Raw genomic sequence first — 23407 nt, forward strand, 5'->3', positions numbered from 1 at the left:
CCGGCACGAGGTACAGAAGCTCACAGCGATCCGAATGTGGAGGAGACCACGGAGATCAGCAGTGGCGCGACTCCAACGAGCATGAAAGCGGGCAGGATGCAGAGGCCAAGCGGCAGCATGAGAGTCACTGCAAGCGTCGCAGCGCGCCGTTGCCCGTCTGTTCTGGCAACCAGGCGAGCATGCTCGGCCTCGCTCCGCAGCAGCTCTGCCGCCGGCACACCAGCGCGCTCAGACAGATCCAGTACCGCCAGGAGCGCGCTGCTCGGTTGCAAGCCCTGTGGCGCGGACGCCACGATGTCGAAGCGGATGATGACCGCATCAACGAGTTCCCGAGCACGGGACAACGAGCCGCCGCCCGACATGGCAATCGCCATCAGGTCAAGGTCTAGTCCCGGTGTTGCTGCTCCGTCGCCGGCCCTGCGCACGAGCCCCCGATTCCAGCGAGCACCGACAAGCATGAGCAGTGCCCCGGCACCCAGGCAGAACAGGCCAGGCACTGTGGTCAGCAGCGTACCGAGGGTGTCGAATCCCATCAGCATTCCGAGCAGGATGCCGATGACAGGCAAGCCCATCACCATGCGTGCTGTCGCCTTGGGCCCAGCCAAGGCGACTTCCACGTCTCGCTGCAGCTGTCCCAACTCCCGAAACGAAACAGCCAGGTCGCGGAGGCAGCGGGCCAGAGGCGCCCCCGACGCGGTGGCTACTGCCCACGCGGCGGCTATCCCCCGCCAGGATGCTGCAGCTTGAGCATCTAGGTCTGCTGCGGCAGAAACGATTGCGTCGGCGACACTCTCGCCGCGTGGGCCCGCGAGCGCTGCGGCGTGCACGATCACTTCATCGTCGGGCGGATCCGGCGCTCTCGCCGAGTGCGGAACCAGATTTCGCCAACGTGTTGGCCGTGGCCGTAAGCCTGTTCCTTTGCTCGCGACCTCGACTGTGACCGCGCCTGTGCGTGTGCCGCCCAGAAGCTGCGGTCCTCTATGTGTGGCGGCCGTCGAAACAGAAGCTGCAGCAGCAAGGCTAGAAGTAGCGGTCCTGGGCGCCAGATAGCTCCACACCGTGAGCGGAGAGACTCCGGCACCCAGCAACACCGCGAGGCGCTGCGTCAATGCGGCCACTCGTTCAATGGGCAGTTGGGCGGCTTGGTTTCGGTACTGACTGGTGCGGCGCTGACTAGCGCCCTGTCCACGACTCATGCGTCTTCACCGCCAACCGGCCAGCCGAATCAAGTTCGAAGCGCGCGACTTGCGCCAGCCGTCTGCCTGCATCGGTGCGTTCGACGTGCAGCACCCAACTCACCGCGCTGACAGTTTGACGGGCGACGGCCTCCTGGCTCATCCCTGCTACAGCACCCAGCGCTTCGAGCCTGGCCGGGACGTCACTGACCGAATTCGCGTGCAGGGTGCCGGCACCACCGTCGTGTCCGGTGTTCAGCGCGGCCAGCAACTCCCTCACCTCGACGCCACGACACTCGCCCAGGATCAAACGATCTGGCCGCATCCGCAGCGCCTCCCTAACCAGGCGTTCGAGACCGATATGGCCTGCACCCTCAAGGTTTGCCTGTCGTGCTTCGAGACCGACGACGTGCGGATGCGCGATTCTCAACTCGGCAACGTCTTCGATCACCACGATCCGCTCGTCAGAGGGCACCTCGCCGAGCATCCCGGCGAGCAACGTTGTCTTGCCGCTGCCCGCCGCCCCGGTGATCAGAAAGTTCTCCCGTGAGACGACTATCTGGCGAAGCCGAGTCAGCACGCTGCTGGCATCCTGACCTGTTCCGAACATGCCAGCGGCGGCGAGCGAGACCAGGCTCAGCCTGAACGCACTCGGCAGCCGAATCGATATCAGGGTTCCCGAACTTGATACCGGCGGCAGCACTGCGTGCACGCGAATGCCATCACCCAGGCGCACATCAACGCAGGGGCTCGCCTCGTCGATATGTCGGCCGCCGAGAGCGATCAATCGAACTGCGAGGGCACGAACACCCGCCTCGTCGAGTTGCCACTCCGGCCGTTGGATGAGGCCGGTGCCGGTATCGCTCCAGAGCCCGGTGTCACCGTTCACACAGAGATCGGTGACACCGGGTGCATGCGCGAACTCTTCCAGCTGACCCAAGACCGACAGGTCGGCTGCAGGCTGGCCCAAGGTTGGTCGGGCGGACACCGACTGGCCGCGGATGGGTCGGGCAGACACCGGCTCGTAGTACGCGGGCTCGGCGGAAATCAGCTGGTCGAACTCTGATCGCTCGGTGGCCGCCCCCTGCCCCGACACCGATGGCGGGCTGGCGCTCCCGTTCAGACGAGTGGGCAAGGCACTGCGCGGTGTTGTGCCGCTGAGGGCCGTCGGCATCGCAACGAACCGGTCGACCCGCTGGACAGCACCGACGCCAGATCGTTCGTCTAGATCGGCGCGATCGGCGCGATCGAACTGTGTGCTTGCGGCAACCGAATCGCCGAACTGAACATCGTCAAAAGGAGCGAACATCCCTGCACGCTATGAACAACTCACACCGACGTGGGGGCCGATGGAATGTCGGTGAAGAACTGCGATCTGTGACGACAGTGGAGGACTGCGGAAGCCGAGCAATCTGGGCAGTCCAAGAACGACTGGCGGGAGAAACCGAAACAACAGGAACCCGAACGGACCTCACGAGCTAAACCGTCGGTTAAAAGAAGGGGGGCGGCACCTATTGGGGGGAACAGGTGCCGCCTCGGCAGTGCGCTTGTTGGGGGGAACGTCACGCACTGCAAGTGCGAACTTTCGTCCACACACGTCTAATAGTACGCGCCCAGCCCAGATCCGCAAGTCTCAATGCCCTCAAAAGTGGGGGCAAGGTGACTTAACAGCAAAACCATAGTAAAACTCTGGGCCAGAAGCCCTTTTTCCCCAATTTTCCGGCCTTGTTTCCAGGAAAATTACCCACACTTTTTCCTGCACGCGACATCCGCATCGATCCGAGTGGTGTAAGCACCCCTATTTTGGCCCGCTGGAATTCAGATTTCGTCGCGTTTCAACGCACCTTCGTAGCAACCCGCGGCAGAGTAGGGTTCTTCTCGGGCCGCAGCTTGCCCACCGGAACGTAGCGCAAAGGAGCGACACCAGAAATATGAGCGTCCAGATTGATCACCTGCTCGACGAATCTCGTCAGTTCCCACCGGAACCCGCCTTTCAGGCCGCCGCAGTCGCCTCGCCAGAGCTATATGAGGCCGCAGCAGCCGATCGACTTGGCTTTTGGGCCGACCAGGCACGCGAGCTGATCCACTGGCACAAGCCATTCACCCGCACCCTCGACTGGTCGAACCCGCCATTCGCGAAATGGTTCGACGATGGCCATCTCAACGTCGCGTACAACTGCCTCGATCGTCACGTTCTTGCTGGCAACGGTGACCGCGTGGCACTGCACTTCGAAGGGGAGCCGGGCGACAGCCGCTCCCTTACTTACGCCGAACTGACCGCAGAGGTCAAGCGCGCGGCGAATGTGCTCGCCAGCCTCGGCGTCAAGGCCGGCGATCGGGTCGCCATCTACCTCCCGATGATCCCGGAGGCCGTCATCGCCATGCTGGCCGTCGCACGCCTCGGTGCGGTGCACTCGGTGATCTTCGGTGGATTCAGTGCAGACAGCCTGCGCTCTCGCATCGATGACGCCAGCGCTGTTCTTGTCATCACCGCGGACGGCGGCTACCGCAAGGGCCGCGCGTCAGCGCTGAAGCCCGCCGTCGATGCTGCCCTGCAGAGCGGCGACTCGACCGTGCGCAATGTGCTCGTCGTCAAGCGCACCGGCCAGGATGTCGAGTGGAATGACCGCGACATCTGGTGGCACGACGCGATCGGCGCCGCTGATCTCGATCACACCGCCGAGGCGTTCCCCGCCGAGAATCCCCTGTTCATCCTTTATACCTCTGGCACGACGGGGAAGCCCAAGGGCATCCTGCACACCAGCGGTGGCTACCTCACCCAGGCAGCGTTCACCCACAAGAACGTCTTTGACCTGCACCCGGAAACCGATGTGTACTGGTGCACTGCCGATGTCGGCTGGATCACCGGACACAGCTACGTGGCATACGGTCCGCTCGCCAACGGCGCCACCCAGGTGCTCTACGAGGGCACGCCAGACAGCCCGCACCCCGGGCGCTGGTGGGAAATCATCGAGAAGTACAAGGTGAGCATCCTCTACACCGCGCCGACCGCCATCCGTACCTTCATGAAGCTCGGTCGCCAGATTCCACAGGAGTTCGACCTGAGCAGCCTGCGCGTGCTCGGCTCGGTGGGTGAGCCCATCAACCCCGAGGCCTGGATGTGGTACCGCGAGGTTATCGGCAGCGACATCACACCCGTCGTCGACACCTGGTGGCAGACGGAGACCGGCGGCATCATGATTTCTGCGCTGGCCGGCGTCACCTCGACAAAGCCGGGCTCTGCTCAGGTTGCGATTCCCGGCATCAACATCGACGTCGTCGACGATGAGGGAAAGCATGTCGGCAACGGCAACGGCGGTCTTCTCGTTGTCACAGAGCCGTGGCCGGCGATGCTGCGCGGTATCTGGGGCGACCCGGAGCGTTTCAAGGAGACCTACTGGGACAAGTTCGGCGACAAGTACTTCGCCGGCGACGGGGCGCGCCTCGACGAGGATGGCGACATCTGGCTGCTCGGTCGCGTCGACGACGTGATGAACGTGTCTGGCCACCGCCTCTCGACGGCCGAGATCGAATCGTCGCTGGTGGCGCATCCGCTCACGGCTGAGGCTGCAGTCGTCGGCGCCGCTGACGAGACCACCGGCCAGGCGGTTGTGGCTTTCGTGATCATCAAGGCAAGCCAGACGGATGCCGCGGCCAACGAGGATGTCGTCGAGGTGCTGCGCGCGCACGTGGCGCAGCAGATCGGTGCCATCGCTCGCCCACGTCAGATCTTCGTCGTCAACGAGCTGCCAAAGACCCGCTCTGGCAAGATCATGCGCCGCCTGTTGCGCGATGTGGCCGAGGGTCGAGAGATCGGCGACACCACGACCCTCGCCGACACGTCGGTGATGCAGATCATCTCTGCGAAGATCAAGAACTAGGCAGCCACTGAGCGACGGGCGCCACGTGTCAGGCGGTCACTCGATCACGCGGTCGGCGTGCTGATCGCCGCCATCCGACGCCGCGCAGTATGAAATGTCTCGAGGTCGATGGGGAACTCCCCGTCGACCTCGTGGGCATGCCGAGCCACCTCGTCTCCGAGTGCGATCGAGAGCCCCACCGTCAGCCGAGCTTCGGTGGCGTGGTCGGTGTCGGCTAATCGGGCAAATTCGGGATGCTCGTCGAGCCACGCCGCGATCACGGCCACCAGGCGCTCACGGCTTTCGTCGCTCGACCACGAGACAGCAATGGTGGTGCCCGGCTCTCGCGCGAAGAGCGCGAATCGCCGCTGTGTCACGGTGTCATCGGATTGACCGCGGACGGACTCCATCACGATCAGGGCCGCTGCGACCACCAGGTCACGGGGATGACGCGTGAGGATGTCAGTGGTGAGGCCAGGATCGAAGACCAGCGCTGATCCGAAAATGGCCTCGTCGAGAGAGGCGAAATAGTTGAAGAAGGTGCTGCGGGACACCATGGCCGCCGCACACACCCGATCAACCGTGACCGCCCGCACGCCTTCGCTGTAGGCAAGCTCGACCGCAGCGTGCTCCATCGCTCGTCGAGCAGCGCGCATCTTGAGCTCTCTCAGCCCCTCGGCCATGCTTTCTCCCTCGATCGATCCGTCGTCAACAGTACCGAGAATAGTTCTGGATTGCGTCCAACTTTGGACTTAGTCCATACTTGGCTTCATCTCACTACTGAAAGGTGCCACATGCATCGTCCGCTCAGAAATCGGGGCGTCCTCACGAGCGACCGAACACCACTGCCCACGCGCGTTCGGGTGACTCCGACGCGAGCACGGATCGCCGGAGCGATCACCGCCGCGATGGGGCTGGCCATGATGACGGTGCCGCTGGCCGCGAACGCAGTCGAGGCGGCAGCGCACCCCGTTTTTGTCACGGTGAGCATCAACAACGGGACGGATGCTGCGGCGCTGGCGGGCGTACACATCGTTGTGCGCCAAGCGGAGGGCGACGATACCGTCGTCGCGACGGGCGTCACCGGCGCCGATGGCACCCTCGACCTCGAGGTCGAGGGTGTGGAGACCAGCTATGTCGCGGATGCCGAGTGGCCGGGAGCGCCCGGCGACCTCGAGCACACGACTACGCGAACGGAGTTCAGCCTCGGCAGCGGGACTCCTGTCGACATCACCCTGTGGGGAACCTATGGCATGGTGTCCGGTTCGGTCACCGCGACCGCCGATGGAGCTCCACTGACCGATCTCAGCGGCGCCGCCGCCGTCATCACCAGTGGAGGAACGACTGTGCAGCGGATCTCACTCGCCGCCGATGGCTCGTTTGTCTCCGGCGCGCTGCCCACAAGCGCATCGGCGGACTACCGCGTGTCATTCGCCCCGCCGACGGGGTATGACGTCGCTGCTAAGCAATCCACGGCCAACTCGCCGTTCGCGCTGCCAGGAGGCGGAACGAGCCCGGCCACGATCGCGATCCAGCGTCAGTTCGACGTCGTGTCACACGGCACAACGCCGACGCCAACTTCACCTCCAACTCCAACTCCAACTCCAACCGTGACACCCACGCCGACCCCAACGGCCACGCCGACGCCGGCAGCTCCTACGCCGACGTCGGGGCTTCCCATCACGTTCGGCGACGCCGTCAGCCTGGGTGCTGCACTCGATGGAAGCAGCGAGCCGCAGTTAATGGCGCTTCTGGCCGCGCTTCGGGCCGAGACGGTCGCCGGTGGAAACCTGCCCATCATGGTGAACAACAGTTTGGGTCAGGTGCTCGGTTTCGTGCAGCAGCCGACAGCGCCGCAGGCGCCGCAGCTGGGGGGACTCGTGTCGTCCGTCACCGCAATGTTTCCGGGGATCACCGTCAACGGGATTGCGTTCGCCGCGATGGACCTCGATGCTGCGCTCGCTTCAATCCAGCGTGACCGAGCCTCACTGCTGAACACGCAGCTCGCCGCGCAGATCGCTGACGTGCAGGCGAGGAACTCGGGCATCGCGTCCGTGAATGCCGCGCAGTCCGCCCTCACCGCCTACCTTGCGTCACCGACCGAGGCTGCCTTCACGGCGGCCAGAAATGCTCTGAAAGCAGCCGGTGTTGAGCACGCTTTCCTGTCCGCTACCGCTGGCACCGGAGCCGCGTCAGCGTCGGCGCTCGCCACGAACCTGCGTGGTCAGATTGACTCGATGTCCAACAGCCAGCAGATGGACATGCTCCGCCTGCAGTCGCTGGCCAACAAGCGCAATGAGGCGTTCGACGTCATGACGGACTTGGCCAAGAAGATGCGGGAGTCCAGCTCGAGCATCATCGCGAACATGCGCTCGACCCCGGTGGCTCTTGGCACGGTGCAGTGGGACAGCGGCGCCGTGACCGGCAGCCTCGACCTGACGGGCGTGCCGAACGGTGACCACCACCTCATCCTGACCTTCGCTGATGCCGGTGTCACCCTCGTCGCCAATGTCTCGGTACAGCGCGGTGAACTCGCCGCGACCGGTTCGCAGCTGACTCCCGCGATGGGGCTGGGCTTTGGCCTGCTGATGCTCGGATGTGCGGGCGTCATCGGCGCGCAGCTGCTGCGACGCCGTGATGTGACTGCGATGCGCCCGTGATGCGCCCGTGGCCCTTCATCCAGGAGGGGCCACGGCCATCCGCTACAAACGCGAGTCGCCCGATTTCGCTAGTCGAGAGTCACTCTCTCTCGCAAAATCGGGCGACCCAGGAACGTTAGGCGAACGAGACGATCAGCTCAACCTCGACGGGCGAGTCGAGCGGCAGCACTGCAACACCGACGGCCGAACGAGCGTGCACTCCGATGTCGCCGAAGATTTCGCCGAGCACCTCGGACGCACCATTGATCACGCCCGGCTGGCCGGTGAACGAGGGCTCGGATGCGACGAAGCCGACAACCTTGACGACCTGCGTGATCCTGTCGAGTGATCCGATCACTGACTTGATGGCGGCGAGCGCATTGAGCGCTGAGGTGCGTGCGTAGTCCTTCGCATCCGCTGCAGGAACGAGTCCATGGCCGTCGCCGACCTTGCCCGTGGCCGGGAGCACACCAGCCACCATCGGCAGCTGGCCAGAGGTGAAGACGAGCGACCCGGAAACGACTGCGGGAACATAGGCCGCAACAGGCGGAACAACTGTGGGGAGCTCGATACCCAGCTCAGCCAGACGTGCTTCGATCTGCGACATGGTTATGCCCCTTCGGATGACGTAGCGGATGCGATCGGGCGCTTGAGGTAAGCAACAAGTCCGCCTTCTGGGCCGGTGACGACCTGCACGAGCTCCCAGCCGTCTGCGCCCCAGTTGTTCAGAATTGCCGCTGTATTATGGATCATCAGCGGGGTAGTGAGGTATTCCCAGGCAGGCATGTGGCTCCGATTCAGGTGGTTTTTCAGCTTTGTCCCTTACGCTCAATTCTATGTCTGCCAAAAAACGAACGGTGAGAAAATCCCTCGGGGGTGCTCTCGGATTGATCGGAATGAGCGCCGTCGCCGGTGTCCTCGTGACTGTCGCCGTAACCCCCGCCTTGGCCGTGAGCGGCATGGCCGCAAGCAACACCATCGGCATTTTTGAGAACCTGCCCGACTACCTCGCTATCGACCAGCTGTCGCAGAAGAGCAATATCTACGCGATGAACACCGAAGGCGAAAACGTCCTGCTTGCGTCGTTCTACGACCAGAACCGGGTGGAGGTCTCATCAGACCAGATCAGCCAGTTCGCCAAGGATGCTGCAGTTTCGGGTGAAGACCCCCGCTACTTCGAGCACGGCGGAGTCGACCTCGAGGGCACCGTCAAGGGTGCCGTCAGCACGCTCACCAGCGGCTCTGCCCGCGGTGGCTCGTCGATCACCCAGCAGTACGTAAAGAACGTGCTGGTGCAGAAGTGCGAACTGATGACGGATGAGTCCGCTCGCAGCGACTGCTACGACGATGCAACCCGCACCAGTGCAGACCGCAAGCTCAAAGAGATGCGTTACGCCATCGGCGTCGAAAAGAAGTACTCCAAAGACGACATCCTGCAGGGTTACCTGAACATCGCCGGCTTCGGCGGCAGTGTCTACGGCATTGAGTCTGCAGCGAACTACTACTACAACACGACCGCAGCCAACCTGACGCTGCCTCAGGCCGCGAGCCTCGTCGCGATCGTGAACAACCCGGTTAAGTTCCAGCTCGACAACCCGGACAGCGACACCAACGGCGCAGCCAACGGATACGCAGCCAACAAGGATCGCCGGGATTACATCCTGGGCGAGATGTTGAAGTACGGAAAGATCACTCAGGAAGATCACGACGCTGCGGTGGCAGTGGCGATCGAACCGACGATCACTGAGCCGAGCACCGGATGCCAGACCGCTGGCGGCAGCGCGTACTTCTGTGACTACGTCACCACAATCCTGAAGAACGACCCGACCTTCGGTGAAGACGAAGACACCCGTATGCTCAACTTCCGCCGCGGCGGATACGACGTGTACACCACCCTCGACCTCGAGCTGCAGGTTGCCGCAGAAAACACCCTGCGCGAGAACGTGCCGCAGACGTACGATGACTGGGATGTCGGAAGCGTCATCTCGAGCGTGCAGGTCGGTACAGGACGTGTACTCGCGATGGCCCAGAACAAGGAGTACACCCAAGACCCCGCCGTGGCCGAAAGCGGTGCGCAGTACACCAGCATTAACTACAACACCGACATCAACCAGGGCGGATCAAGTGGATTCCAGCCCGGTTCAACGTACAAGGTGTTCACCCTCGCTGAATGGCTGAAGGAAGGCCACTCGCTCAATGAGCGGGTCGACTCCAAGCGCAAGTCTGACTGGGGAACCTTCAAAGACAGTTGCGAATCCGGCGGCACCATCAGCTTCCCCGGCTACAACCCGAAGAACGACTCCAACGAGAGTGGCAGCAACTACAGCGCACTCGAGTCAACGATGCAGTCGATCAACACCGGTTACATCGGAATGGCCAAGAAGCTTGACCTCTGCGGCATCCGCAAGACGTCAGAATCCTTCGGCATCCACCGTGCCAACGGCGATCCTCTGGAACAGGGTGCCAGTTCGGTTCTCGGTACCAACGAGATTGCTCCGCTGACCATGGCTGCAGCCTTCGCCGGCATCGCCAACAACGGCAGCACCTGCTCACCGGTTGCCATCGACAAAATCATCGGCCCTGACGACACCGAGATCGCTATTCCGAAGTCGACCTGCACGCAGTCGGTCGACCCCAGCGTTGCAGCAGGCATGACATATGCCATGCAGAAGGTCATGACCTCAGGCACGGCAACCTCGTCGTACTACGCGACGTCACCCAAGGTTCCGATGATTGGTAAGACCGGAACAACCGATGGCAACAAGGACACCTGGATGACCGGTTCAAGCTCCAAGGTCGCCACTGTCGTCGGTGTCGTCAGCGTCACCGGCGACATCAACCAGCGCAACGTGTCGTTCGACAGCGGATCGGCTGCAACTGCACGTCACCGCATGTGGCCGGCCGTGATGTCGGTCGCCAACGCCAAGTACGGCGGAGACGAATTCGCCGAGGCTACCTCGAATGTCATTCAGGGTGTGCAGGTGCCGGTACCCGACCTGCGCGGCAAGTCGATGGCAGATGCCCAGTCGGCCCTTGAGTCAGCTGGATTCACCTTCCTCGATGGCGGCGCGACCGACTCCGAGATGCCAGCAGGAACTGTTGCGAGCACCGACCCGGCAGGCGGATCGAGCACAGGCCGCGGATCGACTATTACGGTTCGTTCAAGCAACGGCTCTCTCAACCTGCTTCCGAACGTTGTCGGTATGGACGAGAGCGCTGCCAAGTCAGCGCTCGGCGGCTACTCGATCGACAAGAGCGAGAAGGCCGTAACCGACAAATCACAGGACGGCAAGGTCATTTCGATGGACCCAGGCGCCGGAAGTGCGGTGAAGTCGGGAAGCAAGATCTCGCTCGTATTCGGTAAATTCTCTGATTCCAACGGCGGCGGTAACGGCGGAGCCCCCGGCACAGGAAACGGCGGAAACGGATGACCTCGGTGACAGGTGGTGGCAAGGCACTTGCCACCACTGCCACCGTGATCGGCGCGGCTGGAATTGCCGCGCTGGCGTGGGGAACGCTCGTTGAGCGCAATCTCTTCACCGTGCGTGAGATCACCGTCCCCGTGCTGCCGCAGGGGGCCGCCCCCATCCGCATCCTGCATCTCTCTGACCTGCACATGGCACCGTGGCAGCGGGCCAAGCAGGAGTGGGTGCGCTCCCTGGCTGACCTGGAACCAGACCTCATCGTCGACACCGGAGATAATCTGGGGCACCCCGACGGCATCTCGGGTATCGCATACGCCTTTGAACGATTCCGTGGCGTTCCTGGCGTGTTCGTGAACGGATCGAACGACTACTTCGGCCCCAAACTGAAGAATCCGTTCACCTACTTCACCGGCCCGTCACGCCGGCCGGGCGAATCTGCCCCCCGCCTCGATATCGATCAGCTTCACGCCGTGTTCGCGGATCTGGGTTGGATCGACCTCGATAACGCGGCTGCGGCGCTCGACATCAATGGCACCCACCTCGAAATGTTCGGCGTTGATGATCCCCACATCGGTCGTGATCGCCTGGAACTCATCACCGGGGCCATTGACGAGCTCCGAGCGAATGATCCGTTGTCGGATGAGACGTGGCCAGATCCTGAGCACTCCGCCGAGTCCCGCTCGACGTTGACCATGGGCGTCTCTCACGCGCCGTACCAGCGGGTGCTGAACTCGTTCGTAAACCACGGGGCCGAATTGATCCTGGCCGGCCACACGCACGGTGGGCAGGTTTGCATTCCTGGTTTCGGCGCTTTGGTCACCAACTGCGACATCCCGCGCGCCCAGGTCAAGGGACTCAGCCTCTGGCACGCGGGGCTCCGCTCGGCGTTCCTCAACGTGTCAGCAGGGCTCGGCACGTCGATCTACGCTCCGGTGCGTTTCGCCTGCCGGCCAGAAGCGACGCTACTCACCCTCATTGCGGCCTGATCTCAAACAAAAACCGTTCGTGACCGCTCACGAACGCCGGATCGGTAACGAGCACTCAAAATAAACGTCTATACTTATTGAGGCCCAACAGCCATCGGGGTATGGCGCAGCTTGGTAGCGCGCGTCGTTCGGGACGACGAGGTCGCAGGTTCAAATCCTGTTACCCCGACCAAAACAAAAGGTTCCCACTCTTCGGAGTGGGAACCTTTTGTGGTTAACGGCCACCGTGATCAAATGCTGTATCGATACACGGCAGCGGGATTCGAGCAGGCACTCGTCCTGCAGCTGCCCTGGCGGGCCAAACGAGGCGACGCGAAGCAGCGGCCCCAGCCAGGACTGAAACCCGCCGCTACGGCCGTCCCAGGCCGTGGTAGGCCCATCCAGCATCACGCCAGGCGCTCGGATCGTAAGAGTTGCGGCCGTCGACGACGACCTGCGTGCGAACAAGCGATCCCGCCCACACCGGATCAAGAGTGCGGAATTCGGGCCATTCAGTGACCAGAACGACGACATCCGCGCCGCGCAATGTCTCTTCGAGTGAATCTTCGTAGCGAAGCTGCGGATGCCTCACGCGCGCGTTCTCGATCGCCTGCGGGTCGGTTGCGACAACGTCGACGCCGAGACCATGGAGCTGGACCGCGACATCGAGTGACGGCGAATCCCTCACGTCGTCGGAGTGCGGCTTGAAGCTGAGGCCCAGCACCGCGACCTTGGAGGTGTACACGTGATCGCCGAGCGCGGCGATCGTAAGGTCGACGACCCTCTGGCGGCGACGCAGGTTGATCTTGTCGACCTCTTTGAGGAAGGCAATTGACTCGCCCTTGCCCAGCTCTTCGGCACGAGCCGTGAACGCACGGATATCTTTGGGAAGGCAACCGCCACCGAAGCCGACACCGGCGCCCAGGAATTTGCGACCGATCCGGTCGTCGAAGCCGATGGCGTCGGCGAGCTGAGTGACATCCGCTCCCGTGACCTCGGCGATCTCGGCCATCGCGTTGATGAAGCTGATCTTTGTTGCAAGGAACGCGTTAGCCGAAACCTTGACCAGCTCCGCGGTCGCGTAGTCCGTGACCACGAGGGGCGTATCAGCGGCAATGGCCACCGCGTAGACCTCGTTCAGGAGCGCGGTTGCGTGCTCGCCCGCTGCGCCGGACGGCACGCCGTAGACCAGCCGATCGGGAGTAAGTGTGTCCTGCACAGCGAATCCTTCGCGGAGGAACTCGGGGTTCCACGCCAGTGATGCTCCGGAGTCGCTGGCTTCGATGAGCGCGGCGAGTCGTGCAGCGGTGCCCACTGGCACTGTGCTCTTGCCCACGACCAGCGAACCGGGTGCGAGGTGCGGAAGCAGCGCGGTGACTGCTGCGTCGACATAACTGAGATCGGCGGCGTAGCTGCCGACCTTCTGGGGCGTGCCGACTGCGACGAAATGCATCTGGGCGTCAGCAGCTTCTGCGATGTCGGTACTGAACCGCAGCCGACCGGAGGCCAGAGCAGAGGTCAGCACCTCGGGCAGTCCTGGTTCGAAGAAGGGGGCAGAGCCCACTGAAAGCTGGGCGATCTTGGCCGGGTCGACATCGATGCCGATGACCTCGTGTCCCAGCTCTGCCATTGCCGCCGCGTGAACGGCACCCAAGTACCCGCAGCCAATTACCGAAATCTTCACGCCTGGTGCCTCATGGTTCGAGTCTATCGACGGATTCTGCCCGTCAGAGACATTGCGCACGTGCGGCGAGTACCGCGCATTTCACCCGGAACGTGTTGCACTCATCGGGTCCGCATGCGTGAACGTCGAGACTCAGTGGGCCAGCACAGTGCCGTTTCGCAGCACAGAAAGCATGCGGTGCCCATCGGATTCGATGACGACCGTGGCGAGGTCGGCACGGCCTGCAGGCAAAAGCCTGGCGGTGAATCGTCCACACGGCACTGCGTCCAGCTCAGCCGCCAAAAAAGCCGCGAGCGCATCAATTCCCGGGGGCGGCTGATCTCCACCGTCATCAAGCAGAATCACCTCGATGCCGCGCGAGCGGGCCCCGCGTGCAGAGCTCGTCAATGGTTCCAGGCACAATGAACGAGCCCGCATGGCGTCGCGCAGCCCCGCCTCCACCAGCAGGCAATCGGCGCGCTCAGCCTCGCCGGGCACGTGAGGGTTTGCGAGCCGTTCGAGAGCAGGGCGGGCGAGGGCATTGATCCGATCGAGTTGGGCCTTGCGTTCACCGATTGCCGCCGTCTGGGTAGCCTCCTGTGTAGCGCGAAGATTGTGCTCGCGATTCAAGCCAGCAAGCGTGCGAGCAGTCCGGTGCAAGCTCACGGCCGCCAGCGTGCCGACCAGCAGCGTGCCGGCATGGCGGATGACGAGGCCGAACCCCTCAGCGGCACCGAGCCCGTTGAGCACCGACCACGAAACGGTGACGGCCGCCATCACGAAGTAGCCCACCCACGCCCAGCCGGTACGGCCGCGAAGCGCCATCACCAGCAGCACCAGCGTGATCGCGCCCAGGTGCCAGTGCTCGAAGGGCTGCGGGTTGTACACATGCACCTCGAACGCCATGAGCACCATCGTGACCACACACAGCCCGAGGATCCCGAGTGCGCGACGCAGTGACATCCGACTGTCGGCATGACCGATGAGGGCATAGGCGGCGACAGAGACCGCTACGAATGCGGGGATCTCCACGACCAGATCGCCGGCGGTACCCCCGTCAGCGAAGGCGAGAATGGCGTGCACGAGAATGAAGAAGATCAGGACTGCCCGCGCGGCGGGGAGAGAGAGTCCGAGCAGAGCGAAGATGGACTCTGGTTCTTCCATGGCGGCCGTCCGGGCTGCAGTGCCGGCGGCAGCTTCACGAGCCCCCCGAGACCCTGCGCCCACCGTGGCGTCCTGCATCCGCGATCTCAGTCGAGATTCAGCCATGTGATCACCACCTCCGTGCCGCGGCCGGGGCGCGACGTGACTCTGGCCGATCCCCCACTGATGCGCTCCATCCGACCGATGATGCTCTGGGCAATCCCCAGCCGCTCCGCAGGGACCTTCGATAGTTCGAAGCCAACGCCATCGTCTCGAACGACGATGCGAAACCCTGTTCCGGTGACCCTGGCGACGACCGTGCGGGCGACCGAACGATTCAGCGACCCCTGAGCGCAGGCCACTGAATTTCGGAAGGCTTCGCTTGCTGCACCCACCATTGCGGCAGCCACATCAGACGGCACGATTGTGCCTGCGGGCACTTCATGCTCGAAGACGGCACTGTCGTCGAGGTCCGCCATCACCGTTGCGAGTCGCGTTACGAGGTCTGCACCCGTGACCGTCTCTTCTGGATGCGGAACGCCCAGTTCGTCGAGCTGGGCGAGGGTCGACGATGCGTGCTTGGAGAGAACATTGGCCGGGACCGCATTGCGTCCGGCAAGCAGCAGCGTTGAGATCACGCTGTCGTGAACGACCGCGTCGATGATCAATCGTTCCTGCTTGCGTGCGATCCGAGCGGCACGCGCTGCGTGGTCGCTTCGTGCTGCGGTCACTGCCGCGTCAAGTCGGGCAGCCGCGAGTTTGGTCGCCAGTGTGAGTCCGACGACGACTGAGACGAGCAGGAATGAATAGAGTGCGTCTTCGAACCCCAGAAGCACGGCGTGCGGATCGGTCGACGCCTTCGCCCGCACCCAACCACCGAGCATTGAGGCGAGCGCCGCGTAGCCCCAGATCAAACGGACATCAGTAACCGCAGCCGCGATGCACAAGGCCGGAAGACCGGTGAACGTGCAGATCCACGGGATCTCATACGCCTCAGGAAACGGACCGACCGGCATCAGGAACGCGGTCAGCAATGCTCCGAGGAACACCCCGCCGCTTGCCAGCGCCAGCATGCGCATCCATTGGATGGGTGCGCGGGGAGACACCAGCCCCAGCACGAGTGGCAACCCGAAAACAAGCGCCCACACGATGATGGAGACTCGTTCGGAATAGACGGGAAACTGCGCTACGACCGATTGAATCGACAACGACCCGAAGACCAACGCGATCAGGCCGATCGCGGCGTACATCACCCGTGTCATCCGCTCGGCGGCCACGCCGACGTTTCGCCCAGACGACGTCATTGCCGTCGGACCCTTTCCCCCATCACCGTTGACCAGGCATCGGCAGGATGCCGTCCTCCAGTGCGCGCTTGTACAGGTCGATCTTCGTGCTTGCCGTGCGTCCGACCCGCTCATACTTCGAGCGCACACGTCTGATGTAGTCGACGACTGTCAGCTCGGACAAACCAGTGCGATCAGCAACCAGGGGCGCTTTCGCACCTGCGGCATAGAGCGAGAGCACTTCTCGCTCCCTCGGGCTGAGCCCCGCATCCGCCAGATCGGGGTCGCCGTCCAGGGCAGCGGCCCACTCGGTCGACACGACGGTCTCTCCGGCGGCTGCGCGGGCAACTGCGTCGAGCAACACCGCAGTCGGCTCCGATTTGCGCACGACACCCAGCACTCCGCCTCTGGCTGCAGCGCGCATCAGGTTGGCGTCATCGCCTCCGGTGAATGCGAGCACCGCAGTGCCGTTCGCACGCAGGCGGTCAACGTTGTCCGAAACTGTCGAGCCGTCTGAAAGTCGAAGATCAAGGATGACCAGGTCGACGCCCTCGCGCGCAGCACTTGATTCGAGCAGGTTCGTCACGCTATCGGTGGTGGCCACGACGACGACGTCGGGGATGGTCGCAAACAGGTCGGCGAATCCACGAGCCACAATCTCGTGGTCATCGATCAGGGCCACTCGAAAACTGGCCATCAGAGAGTCCTTTCTCACCTTCGTTGATGCGCGCGTAACAGAGGAGTCACTCCGTATAGCACTCAACCTAAGGCACAGAGAGGCCAGAACCCAGCGTTGCGGCCGTCACCGGTCGCGATGAACGATAGCGCGCGCCTATGAGACTCGGCGGCGGTCGTTCAAAACTCCCCCGCTCTCTTCCAGATAGCACGCTCCGCAGAGCGATTCGTAGGTGACCATCTCGCCGTCGATTGCGACCTGGCTACCGTCAAAAACGAACTTTTCATCGATCTTGCGACCGTTGAACACGGCCTTGCGCCCGCATCGGCAAATAGTCTTCAGCTCTTCGAGGCTGTGTGCGATTTCAAGCAGGCGACGGCTGCCGGGAAAGGCGACAGTCTGGAAATCGGTGCGGATGCCATACGCCAGCACCGGGATATTCTCGAGGATCGCGATGCGCAGCAGGTCGTCAACCTGCGATTCGGAGAAGAACTGGGCTTCGTCGACGAGCAGGGCGCTCACATCGAGGCCGGTGCTCGCGAGCACGCTCTGGCGGTGCGTCTGGAACAACGCGTACACGTTCGCGGTCGGTGACATGAGAAAGTCCACCTCGCGGCTCACCCCGAGGCGCGACACGATGTGCGTATCTCCCCGGGTATCCACCGACGGCTTGGCCAGCAGAACTCGGTGCCCACGCTCTTCATAGTTGTATGCGGCCTGCAGCATGGAAGTGCTCTTCCCGCTGTTCATAGCTCCGTATCGGAAGTAGAGTTTCGCCATTGCGACGGGTCCGTCCTGGGTTGTTGGTGTTCGCGTCCATCGCCTGAGTGCGCCGACGGCCCGGTATACATTACCCGGGGTAGCAGCCTGGCCAGGCACCTCCGAACCTGAGGCAATCTTATCTTGCTTAACCTTCGAATCTGTGTTCGACTAGATTGATGAGATGGAGCGGCCAAGAACTACAGACGGAACAAGCAGGCACACTCCCCGGCCTGGCCAGGCTGAACAATCTGGTGCGCAGTGTGCAGACGCCGGAGTTCGCCGGCATCACTTTTCATGAGGTGCTTGCCAAATCGGCACTCAACCGCGTACCCGGCCAGAGTGTGATGCCGTTCGGCTGGACCATCAATCCGTACCGCGGATGCTCCCACGCCTGCACCTATTGCTTCGCCCGCCCGACCCACACCTACCTTGACCTCGATTCCGGTGCCGATTTCGACAACGAGATCATCGTGAAGGTGAACGTCGCAGAGGTGCTGCGTACCGAGCTGGCCAAGCCGTCCTGGGCGCACGAGGGCGTCGCTCTCGGCACCAACACCGATCCGTACCAACGGGCGGAGGGCCGGTATCGGCTCATGCCGGGAATCATCGCGGCGCTCGCTCACTCAGGTACGCCGTTCAGCATCCTGACCAAGGGAACACTGCTGCGTAGAGATCTCCCCCTCATCGCAGAAGCGGCCGGGCAGGTGCCCGTCGACCTCTCGATGTCGATCGCCATCTATGACGATGAACTACAACAATCCGTCGAACCAGGCACGCCGACGACCAAGGCCAGGCTCGCCACCGTGACGGCTGTCCGCGAGCACGGGCTCGACTGCTCCGTTTTTCTGATGCCGATCCTGCCTTTCCTGACCGATACCCAGTCGCACCTCGACGAAGCGCTCAGGCAGGCCAAGGCAGCGGGTGCCACGTCGGTGGTCTATTCAGCCCTGCACCTGCGCCCTGGCGTCAAAGACTGGTACATGGGCTGGCTGGGCAGGGAACATCCCGAGTTGGTGCGGAGCTACAACGAGCTGTATCGCTCGAGCGCATACGCGCCCAAGGCCTATCGTGTGTGGCTGGCAGCGAAGATCAAGCCGCTCATCAGTGCACACGGTCTGGGACGCCGCCGCGAGACTCCCGATGTTCGCTCGGCAGCACTCGGTCAGATGCGTGACGCCAATGGAGAGCGCGCGGCAGTTCCCGTCAAAAACCGCGGTGCGGCATCCGTGTCGCTCATCGCCGAAGAACTACCACCGGAGCTGTCGCCGACGCTGTTCTAGGAGCTAAGCGGGCAGGTGCAGCACGGCAGCGGTGGCCGCGAGTGACGCAGCAGCCGCAGCCGGGTCATCCGACAGCTTGGTACCGAGGCTCGGGACCATTTGCTTCAGCTGCGACTCCCACTCCACGTACTCTTCAGGGAAGCAACGCTTGAGCAGGTCGACCATGATCGGCGCGGCAGTGGATGCTCCGGGCGATGCACCGAGCAGACCCGCAATGCTGCCGTCTGACGCGGTGATGACCTCAGTACCGAACTGCAGAACGCCGCCCTGCTTGGCATCCTTCTTCATGACCTGCACGCGCTGACCGGCAGTGATGAGCTCCCAATCGGCGAGCTTGGCGGTCGGCATGAACTCCTGCAGGGCCTTGAGCTTCTTGTTCGGCGTTGCGACGAGCTCACCGCCGAGGTACTTCATCAGGTCGAAATTGTGCCAGGCAACAGCGAGCATCGGGCCGATATTGTGCGCTCGGATCGAGAACGGCAGGTCGAACCAGGTGCTGGTCTTCAGGAACTTGGGCGTGAAACCGGCATACGGGCCGAAGAGCAGCGAGGTCTCGCCATCCACGACACGGGTGTCGAGGTGCGGAACCGACATGGGCGGTGCGCCGACCGCGGCCTTGCCGTACACCTTCGCCTGGTGCTTGGCGACGATGTCGGGGTTGCTGGTCTTCAAGAACTGACCGCTGATCGGGAAGCCGCCGAAACCCTTGATCTCAGGGATGCCACTGTGCTGCAGCAGCGCGAGCGCTCCACCGCCAGCACCAACGAACACGAAGCGAGCGTTCACTGTCTTCTTGTAGCGGCCGACCAGGTTCATCAGCTTGACGCGCCAAGTGCCGTCGTTCTGCTTCTTGAGCCCCGTGACCTGGTGGTTCAGGTGAACACCTGCCCCGTTTTTCTTCAGGTCATCGAACATGAAGCGGGTCAGCGCACCGAAGTCGACATCAGTGCCTGACTCGATGCGGGTCGCCGCGATCTTCTGCTTCGGGTTGCGCTTCTTGGTGAGCAGCGGGGTCCACTCGCTGATCTTCGCCGGGTCGTCACTGAATTCCATGCCCTGGAACAGGGGCTGGTCCTTCAGCACGTCAACGCGCTTCTTGAGGTATTCGATGTTGGCCTTGCCGTGCACAAATGTCATGTGCGGCGTCGCATTGATGAACTTCTCCGGCTCGGGGAGGGCACCGATAGAAACGAGGTGCGACCACAGCTGACGGCTGATCTGGAACTGCTCGTTGATGCTGACTGCCTTGTCAGCGCTCACCGTGCCATCCGCCGCTTCGGGCATGTAGTTCAGCTCGCACAGGGCCGCGTGACCCGTACCCGCGTTGTTCCATGGGTTCGAGCTCTCCTGGGCAACTTCGCCCAGGCGCTCGAAGACCTCAATGGTCCAATCGGGCTGCAATTGCTTGAGGAGAGTGCCGAGAGTTGCACTCATGATTCCGCCGCCAATGAGGACGACGTCGACGGGAGCCTGAGAATTCACGCTTGTGAGTCTATCGAAGCAATTCTGTGCACTTGCACGGGATGCTCAGGCTCCGAGCCTGATCCGCTCGTACTGTGAGATGAAGTCGTCGACACTGACAGATGCCACCGTGCGGGCGATGATGTCGAGGTCGAGGTCGGCCAGGGTCTTGAACCGCAGGCAACTCTTGCCCATGTTCAACGTGAGACCAGTGGCCGCCCATTCAGCGCGGAAGGCGGCATCCGCTTCTGGATCGCTGTACAAGCCCATCAGATACAGCGAGTTGTAGTTCTTCTGCGCCGCAAGACTCACGTACGCCAACGGCTGCTTGTTATACGTGTCGGGAAAACGCTCAAGCGGAATCACGAAGCCAGGCATACCCCAGTACATTCCCAGCTCGTATCCGGACGGCATCGCATCCCACACGGTTTCGATGACCGGGTAGAGCACCGCACGCCGCTCGGGAGTGAGGTCGGCGAAATAGTGCTCGACCTCAACCGGCACATGCGCCTTTTTCATTACTCCAGAGTACTCGCGAGCGCCGCCTCATCCGTGGGCACCACCGCAGCAACCCCATGGGCTTCAAGCCTCGCAAGGGTGTCATCGATGAACTGCGGAACCCCGTAGTGAAAGCCCTGCGCATTGCGAATGCCGAGGACGGTCAGATGGTCGGCCATTGCCTGATTCTCAACACCCTCAACGATCATCGAGTATTCGAGCTTGTCGCCGAAGCCCTGCAAAGCAGTGAGTACCTCACGCTGGCGGATATCGTCGAGGTCGTCGATGAGGCTCCGGTCGATCTTCAGGATGTCCATCGGAACGCGCACCAGGGAGTCGACTGATGAGTCTTGGGACCCGTAGTCATCAACGGCGATCATGATGCCCAGGTCGCGCAGGTGTTCGGTCTCGGCGCGCACCGGCTCCGACACCATCGACAGCGAACCTTCGTTGAGCTCAAGGCAGATTGAGATATCCGGGAATCGCTCGGCCAACTCCTGGAAGTAGGTGCCGAGCCGACCAGGCAACACCTGTGGAGCATCGATGTTGATCGTCATACAGACGATCTGACGATCGATCTGCCGGATGCGGAGGGCTGCGGCCATGGCCTGCTCTGCGACCTGGATGGTGAGTGCGTCCATCCGATCGAGGGCTTTCGCCTTCTCGATCAGCGTCGTCGGTGCGATCGGCCCACTCTCCGGGTGCGTGTATCGCACCAGGGCCTCAAACGCCCAAATGTGCCCGGTGACGAGGTTCACAATCGGCTGGAACGCGACCTTGAGCTCGTTTGCCTCTATGGCCCTGACCACGATGTCGTTCAGTTCGAACGAGCGGTGGTCGGCGATGTTGAGGCTCGAGGTCTTGGTGCCACCGCCCTGTCGCGAGGTACGCCTGCTTCGCTTGATCGCGAGCATTGCCCGGTCGGCATCCTCGACGAGCTGCTTGAGGTCCGTCTCGCGGTAGGCAGAATAGGCAAGTCCGATGCTGAGCACCGGCCTGAATTCCAGGTCACCGATAACGAGCGGAACCCCTGCTTTGTCCATGATTCGGCCGGCAACGATTCGGGCGTCGTCGAGTTCGGACAGCTGGGTGAGGATGATCACGAATTCGTCACCGCCAACCCGGGCAACCACATCGTATGGTCTGACCGATGCCGTCAGACGGCGACCGAGCTCGCGCAGGACCTCGTCGCCCACCTGGTGCCCGTGGGAATCGTTGAGTCGCTTGAAGTCATCGAGGTCGATGAACAACACTGCGATCGCCTCGGCATAGTCCCGGTTGTCGTTGATGTTGGCCAAAGCCTCTTGGAACGCTCCGTAGTTCGGCAGCAGTGTGAGCGAATCGGTCTTGGCTCGCAGCGTGAGTCCACCGATATTGTGTCGGCCTTCAGCAACGATGTCCGCTGTACGCGCAAGTGCGACCAGGCAACGTCGATCGTCGATTGTGAATGCGCCGTCCATGGCATCTCGCCTGGCGACGACATACTGGCGGATGCCTTTGGTCAGACTAACCGGGACGCCGATTTCTCCGGGCCCCGGCGGGGAATCCCGCACCTCGACCGATTCAACGCCGATCGTTTCACTCACGACCCTGCACAGCTTTCGTCCGAGACGCTTGGCGGCCTCGGCATCCGTGACCGGGATTCGACCCATGGTCGCCACGCGCTTCTTGGCGCTGCGATTGCTGGAACTGAGAGCGCTTGAGCCGGCGATCAGGCCGTTCAACCTGCGCCGCATGCTAATCATCTGAACCGGAAGCTTCACTCCCACCGCTGCGGCGGTGAGCGCGAGCAGAACGACGATGGCGTTCAACACGCTGCCCCCACCGCCATCGTTGATGAACGGAACACCGATCTCGCTACAGGAGCTGACCCCAGCACCGACAATTGCGGCGCCGATAATACTCAGGGTGACACGAGTAAGCGACAACATCCGGTGGCCGTCGAGATCGGGTTTGCCCTTCGTGAATCGAATCCGCACGACCTCGACCGTGATGATGAATGCCGCATACACGCCGCAGGCGATGCCCATCGCGGTGATTCCGGGAACGCCGGATCCATCAAGCAGCACGCTCACGCCGAGCGACAGCAACGCACCTGCTGTCGCCAGGCCCGAGCTGTAAAGCGCGACCCGAAATTCAAGGGTGCGCAGCATGATGATCGACATGACACCGAGCGCGATGACTCCGATAGCCACTGCCCCAGGCACGACGGGGAGCAACGCGGGAAGCGCCAGGACCGGCAGGCTGATTACAGGGATGCGATGCCTGACGCTGCCCACTCGGATCCAGCACACCTCAAGGGCTGCAGCACAGACGATGCCGACGATCGCTATCGACCAGTTGACTGCCGGTCCGGTGACCAGAAGTGAAATGCCGAGTGAAACCGATGCGAGGGCGATTGCCCCAATAATGAAGATCGCGAGACGCGACCCTCTCCTTCTCATCAGCTCAGCCACGGCGCGAGCCTACTAGGCGTAGCGATGTCACCGTGCCGCGGCATGCACAGCGACACAAGACGAAACGAAACTCGGTGCACGAAAAAGCGCACGCGCAGTCGGCACGGTGTGACCGAAACGA

18 protein-coding genes and 1 tRNA gene are annotated in these 23407 nt (G+C 62.7%); 6 read left to right on the forward strand and 13 right to left on the reverse strand.

The annotated features are described in order from the left end of the window. Positions 1-20: 20 nt before the first annotated feature. A complete protein-coding gene (locus tag ACMT3I_RS09275; protein WP_414804202.1) occupies positions 21-827 on the reverse strand; it encodes a pilus assembly protein TadB in 807 nt (268 codons plus the stop codon). A 346-nt stretch (positions 828-1173) separates the two neighbouring features. Continuing rightward, the gene (locus ACMT3I_RS09280; protein WP_414804203.1) at positions 1174-2484 is read right to left on the reverse strand and encodes a TadA family conjugal transfer-associated ATPase; all 1311 of its coding nucleotides are present in this window, start codon (positions 2482-2484) and stop codon (positions 1174-1176) included. A 622-nt stretch (positions 2485-3106) separates the two neighbouring features. Between ACMT3I_RS09280 and acs the strand changes: the two genes are divergently transcribed. Next, positions 3107-5056, forward strand: coding sequence for an acetate--CoA ligase (gene acs, locus ACMT3I_RS09285; RefSeq protein ID WP_414804204.1), 1950 nt, complete (start codon positions 3107-3109; stop codon positions 5054-5056). Between the two features lie 44 nt (positions 5057-5100). On the opposite strand, the gene ACMT3I_RS09290 is transcribed toward acs, so the two are convergent. After that, positions 5101-5718 carry a TetR family transcriptional regulator gene (locus tag ACMT3I_RS09290; RefSeq protein WP_414804205.1) on the reverse strand — a complete coding sequence of 206 codons (618 nt, stop codon included), beginning with the start codon at positions 5716-5718 and terminating at the stop codon, positions 5101-5103. A 180-nt stretch (positions 5719-5898) separates the two neighbouring features. Here ACMT3I_RS09290 and ACMT3I_RS09295 point away from each other — a divergent pair, with 180 nt between their 5' ends. After that, positions 5899-7695: a hypothetical protein gene (locus ACMT3I_RS09295; protein ID WP_414804206.1), complete on the forward strand. Its 1797-nt coding sequence runs from the start codon at positions 5899-5901 to the stop codon at positions 7693-7695. 115 nt (positions 7696-7810) lie between these two features. Here the strand turns inward: ACMT3I_RS09295 and ACMT3I_RS09300 are convergent, their stop codons facing one another. After that, on the reverse strand, positions 7811-8281 hold the full coding sequence (locus ACMT3I_RS09300) for a RidA family protein (RefSeq protein WP_414804207.1): 471 nt from the start codon (positions 8279-8281) through the stop codon (positions 7811-7813). A 2-nt stretch (positions 8282-8283) separates the two neighbouring features. Beyond that, a complete protein-coding gene (locus ACMT3I_RS09305; RefSeq protein ID WP_414804208.1) occupies positions 8284-8460 on the reverse strand; it encodes a hypothetical protein in 177 nt (58 codons plus the stop codon). 50 nt (positions 8461-8510) lie between these two features. Between ACMT3I_RS09305 and ACMT3I_RS09310 the strand changes: the two genes are divergently transcribed. The 3 genes from ACMT3I_RS09310 to ACMT3I_RS09320 all read left to right on the forward strand — a co-directional run bounded on the left by ACMT3I_RS09310 (position 8511) and on the right by ACMT3I_RS09320 (position 12257). Continuing rightward, entirely contained in the window at positions 8511-11105 is a 2595-nt protein-coding gene (locus tag ACMT3I_RS09310) for a transglycosylase domain-containing protein (protein WP_414804209.1), read from the forward strand. Continuing rightward, a complete protein-coding gene (locus ACMT3I_RS09315) occupies positions 11102-12085 on the forward strand; it encodes a metallophosphoesterase (RefSeq protein ID WP_414804210.1) in 984 nt (327 codons plus the stop codon). The genes ACMT3I_RS09310 and ACMT3I_RS09315 overlap by 4 nt, the downstream gene beginning before the upstream one ends. Before the next feature lie 95 nt (positions 12086-12180). Further along, a tRNA-Pro gene (locus tag ACMT3I_RS09320) sits at positions 12181-12257 on the forward strand. A gap of 177 nt (positions 12258-12434) precedes the next feature. On the opposite strand, the gene ACMT3I_RS09325 is transcribed toward ACMT3I_RS09320, so the two are convergent. The 5 genes from ACMT3I_RS09325 to ACMT3I_RS09345 all read right to left on the reverse strand — a co-directional run bounded on the left by ACMT3I_RS09325 (position 12435) and on the right by ACMT3I_RS09345 (position 17609). Further along, positions 12435-13748, reverse strand: a complete 1314-nt coding sequence (locus tag ACMT3I_RS09325; protein ID WP_414804211.1) for a UDP-glucose dehydrogenase family protein — start codon at positions 13746-13748, stop codon at positions 12435-12437. A 132-nt stretch (positions 13749-13880) separates the two neighbouring features. Beyond that, entirely contained in the window at positions 13881-14996 is a 1116-nt protein-coding gene (locus tag ACMT3I_RS09330) for a hypothetical protein (RefSeq protein ID WP_414804212.1), read from the reverse strand. After that, entirely contained in the window at positions 14978-16174 is a 1197-nt protein-coding gene (locus ACMT3I_RS09335; protein ID WP_414804213.1) for a sensor histidine kinase, read from the reverse strand. Before ACMT3I_RS09335 ends, ACMT3I_RS09330 begins: the two co-directional genes overlap by 19 nt. 22 nt (positions 16175-16196) lie before the next feature. Beyond that, the gene (locus ACMT3I_RS09340; RefSeq protein ID WP_414804214.1) at positions 16197-16850 is read right to left on the reverse strand and encodes a response regulator; all 654 of its coding nucleotides are present in this window, start codon (positions 16848-16850) and stop codon (positions 16197-16199) included. A gap of 135 nt (positions 16851-16985) precedes the next feature. Next, entirely contained in the window at positions 16986-17609 is a 624-nt protein-coding gene (locus tag ACMT3I_RS09345; protein WP_414804215.1) for a thymidine kinase, read from the reverse strand. Between the two features lie 158 nt (positions 17610-17767). Between ACMT3I_RS09345 and ACMT3I_RS09350 the strand changes: the two genes are divergently transcribed. Beyond that, positions 17768-18871, forward strand: a complete 1104-nt coding sequence (locus ACMT3I_RS09350; RefSeq protein WP_414804216.1) for an Rv2578c family radical SAM protein — start codon at positions 17768-17770, stop codon at positions 18869-18871. A gap of 3 nt (positions 18872-18874) precedes the next feature. On the opposite strand, the gene ACMT3I_RS09355 is transcribed toward ACMT3I_RS09350, so the two are convergent. Genes ACMT3I_RS09355 through ACMT3I_RS09365 form a run of 3 tightly spaced genes read right to left on the reverse strand, consistent with a single transcriptional unit; the run spans position 18875 to position 23286 of the window. Beyond that, on the reverse strand, positions 18875-20353 hold the full coding sequence (locus ACMT3I_RS09355; RefSeq protein ID WP_414804217.1) for a malate:quinone oxidoreductase: 1479 nt from the start codon (positions 20351-20353) through the stop codon (positions 18875-18877). Between the two features lie 45 nt (positions 20354-20398). Next, on the reverse strand, positions 20399-20851 hold the full coding sequence (locus tag ACMT3I_RS09360) for a DUF1801 domain-containing protein (protein ID WP_414804218.1): 453 nt from the start codon (positions 20849-20851) through the stop codon (positions 20399-20401). Then, entirely contained in the window at positions 20851-23286 is a 2436-nt protein-coding gene (locus ACMT3I_RS09365) for an EAL domain-containing protein (RefSeq protein ID WP_414804219.1), read from the reverse strand. The genes ACMT3I_RS09360 and ACMT3I_RS09365 overlap by 1 nt, the downstream gene beginning before the upstream one ends. Between the last annotated feature and the right edge of the window lie 121 nt (positions 23287-23407).

The sequence above is a fragment of the Leifsonia sp. A12D58 genome, assembly GCF_047530025.1.
Taxonomy (GTDB): domain Bacteria; phylum Actinomycetota; class Actinomycetes; order Actinomycetales; family Microbacteriaceae; genus Cryobacterium.

Coding starts and splice junctions, on each gene's coding strand:
- ACMT3I_RS09280 (WP_414804203.1), bottom strand. CDS start 2,484: ATGTTCGCTCCTTTTGACGATGTTCAGTTCGGCGATTCGGTTGCCGCA.
- acs (WP_414804204.1), top strand. CDS start 3,107: ATGAGCGTCCAGATTGATCACCTGCTCGACGAATCTCGTCAGTTCCCA.
- ACMT3I_RS09290 (WP_414804205.1), bottom strand. CDS start 5,718: ATGGCCGAGGGGCTGAGAGAGCTCAAGATGCGCGCTGCTCGACGAGCG.
- ACMT3I_RS09300 (WP_414804207.1), bottom strand. CDS start 8,281: ATGTCGCAGATCGAAGCACGTCTGGCTGAGCTGGGTATCGAGCTCCCC.
- ACMT3I_RS09305 (WP_414804208.1), bottom strand. CDS start 8,460: ATGCCTGCCTGGGAATACCTCACTACCCCGCTGATGATCCATAATACA.
- ACMT3I_RS09310 (WP_414804209.1), top strand. CDS start 8,511: ATGTCTGCCAAAAAACGAACGGTGAGAAAATCCCTCGGGGGTGCTCTC.
- ACMT3I_RS09315 (WP_414804210.1), top strand. CDS start 11,102: ATGACCTCGGTGACAGGTGGTGGCAAGGCACTTGCCACCACTGCCACC.
- ACMT3I_RS09330 (WP_414804212.1), bottom strand. CDS start 14,996: ATGGCTGAATCTCGACTGAGATCGCGGATGCAGGACGCCACGGTGGGC.
- ACMT3I_RS09335 (WP_414804213.1), bottom strand. CDS start 16,174: ATGACGTCGTCTGGGCGAAACGTCGGCGTGGCCGCCGAGCGGATGACA.
- ACMT3I_RS09340 (WP_414804214.1), bottom strand. CDS start 16,850: ATGGCCAGTTTTCGAGTGGCCCTGATCGATGACCACGAGATTGTGGCT.
- ACMT3I_RS09345 (WP_414804215.1), bottom strand. CDS start 17,609: ATGGCGAAACTCTACTTCCGATACGGAGCTATGAACAGCGGGAAGAGC.
- ACMT3I_RS09350 (WP_414804216.1), top strand. CDS start 17,768: ATGAGATGGAGCGGCCAAGAACTACAGACGGAACAAGCAGGCACACTC.
- ACMT3I_RS09360 (WP_414804218.1), bottom strand. CDS start 20,851: ATGAAAAAGGCGCATGTGCCGGTTGAGGTCGAGCACTATTTCGCCGAC.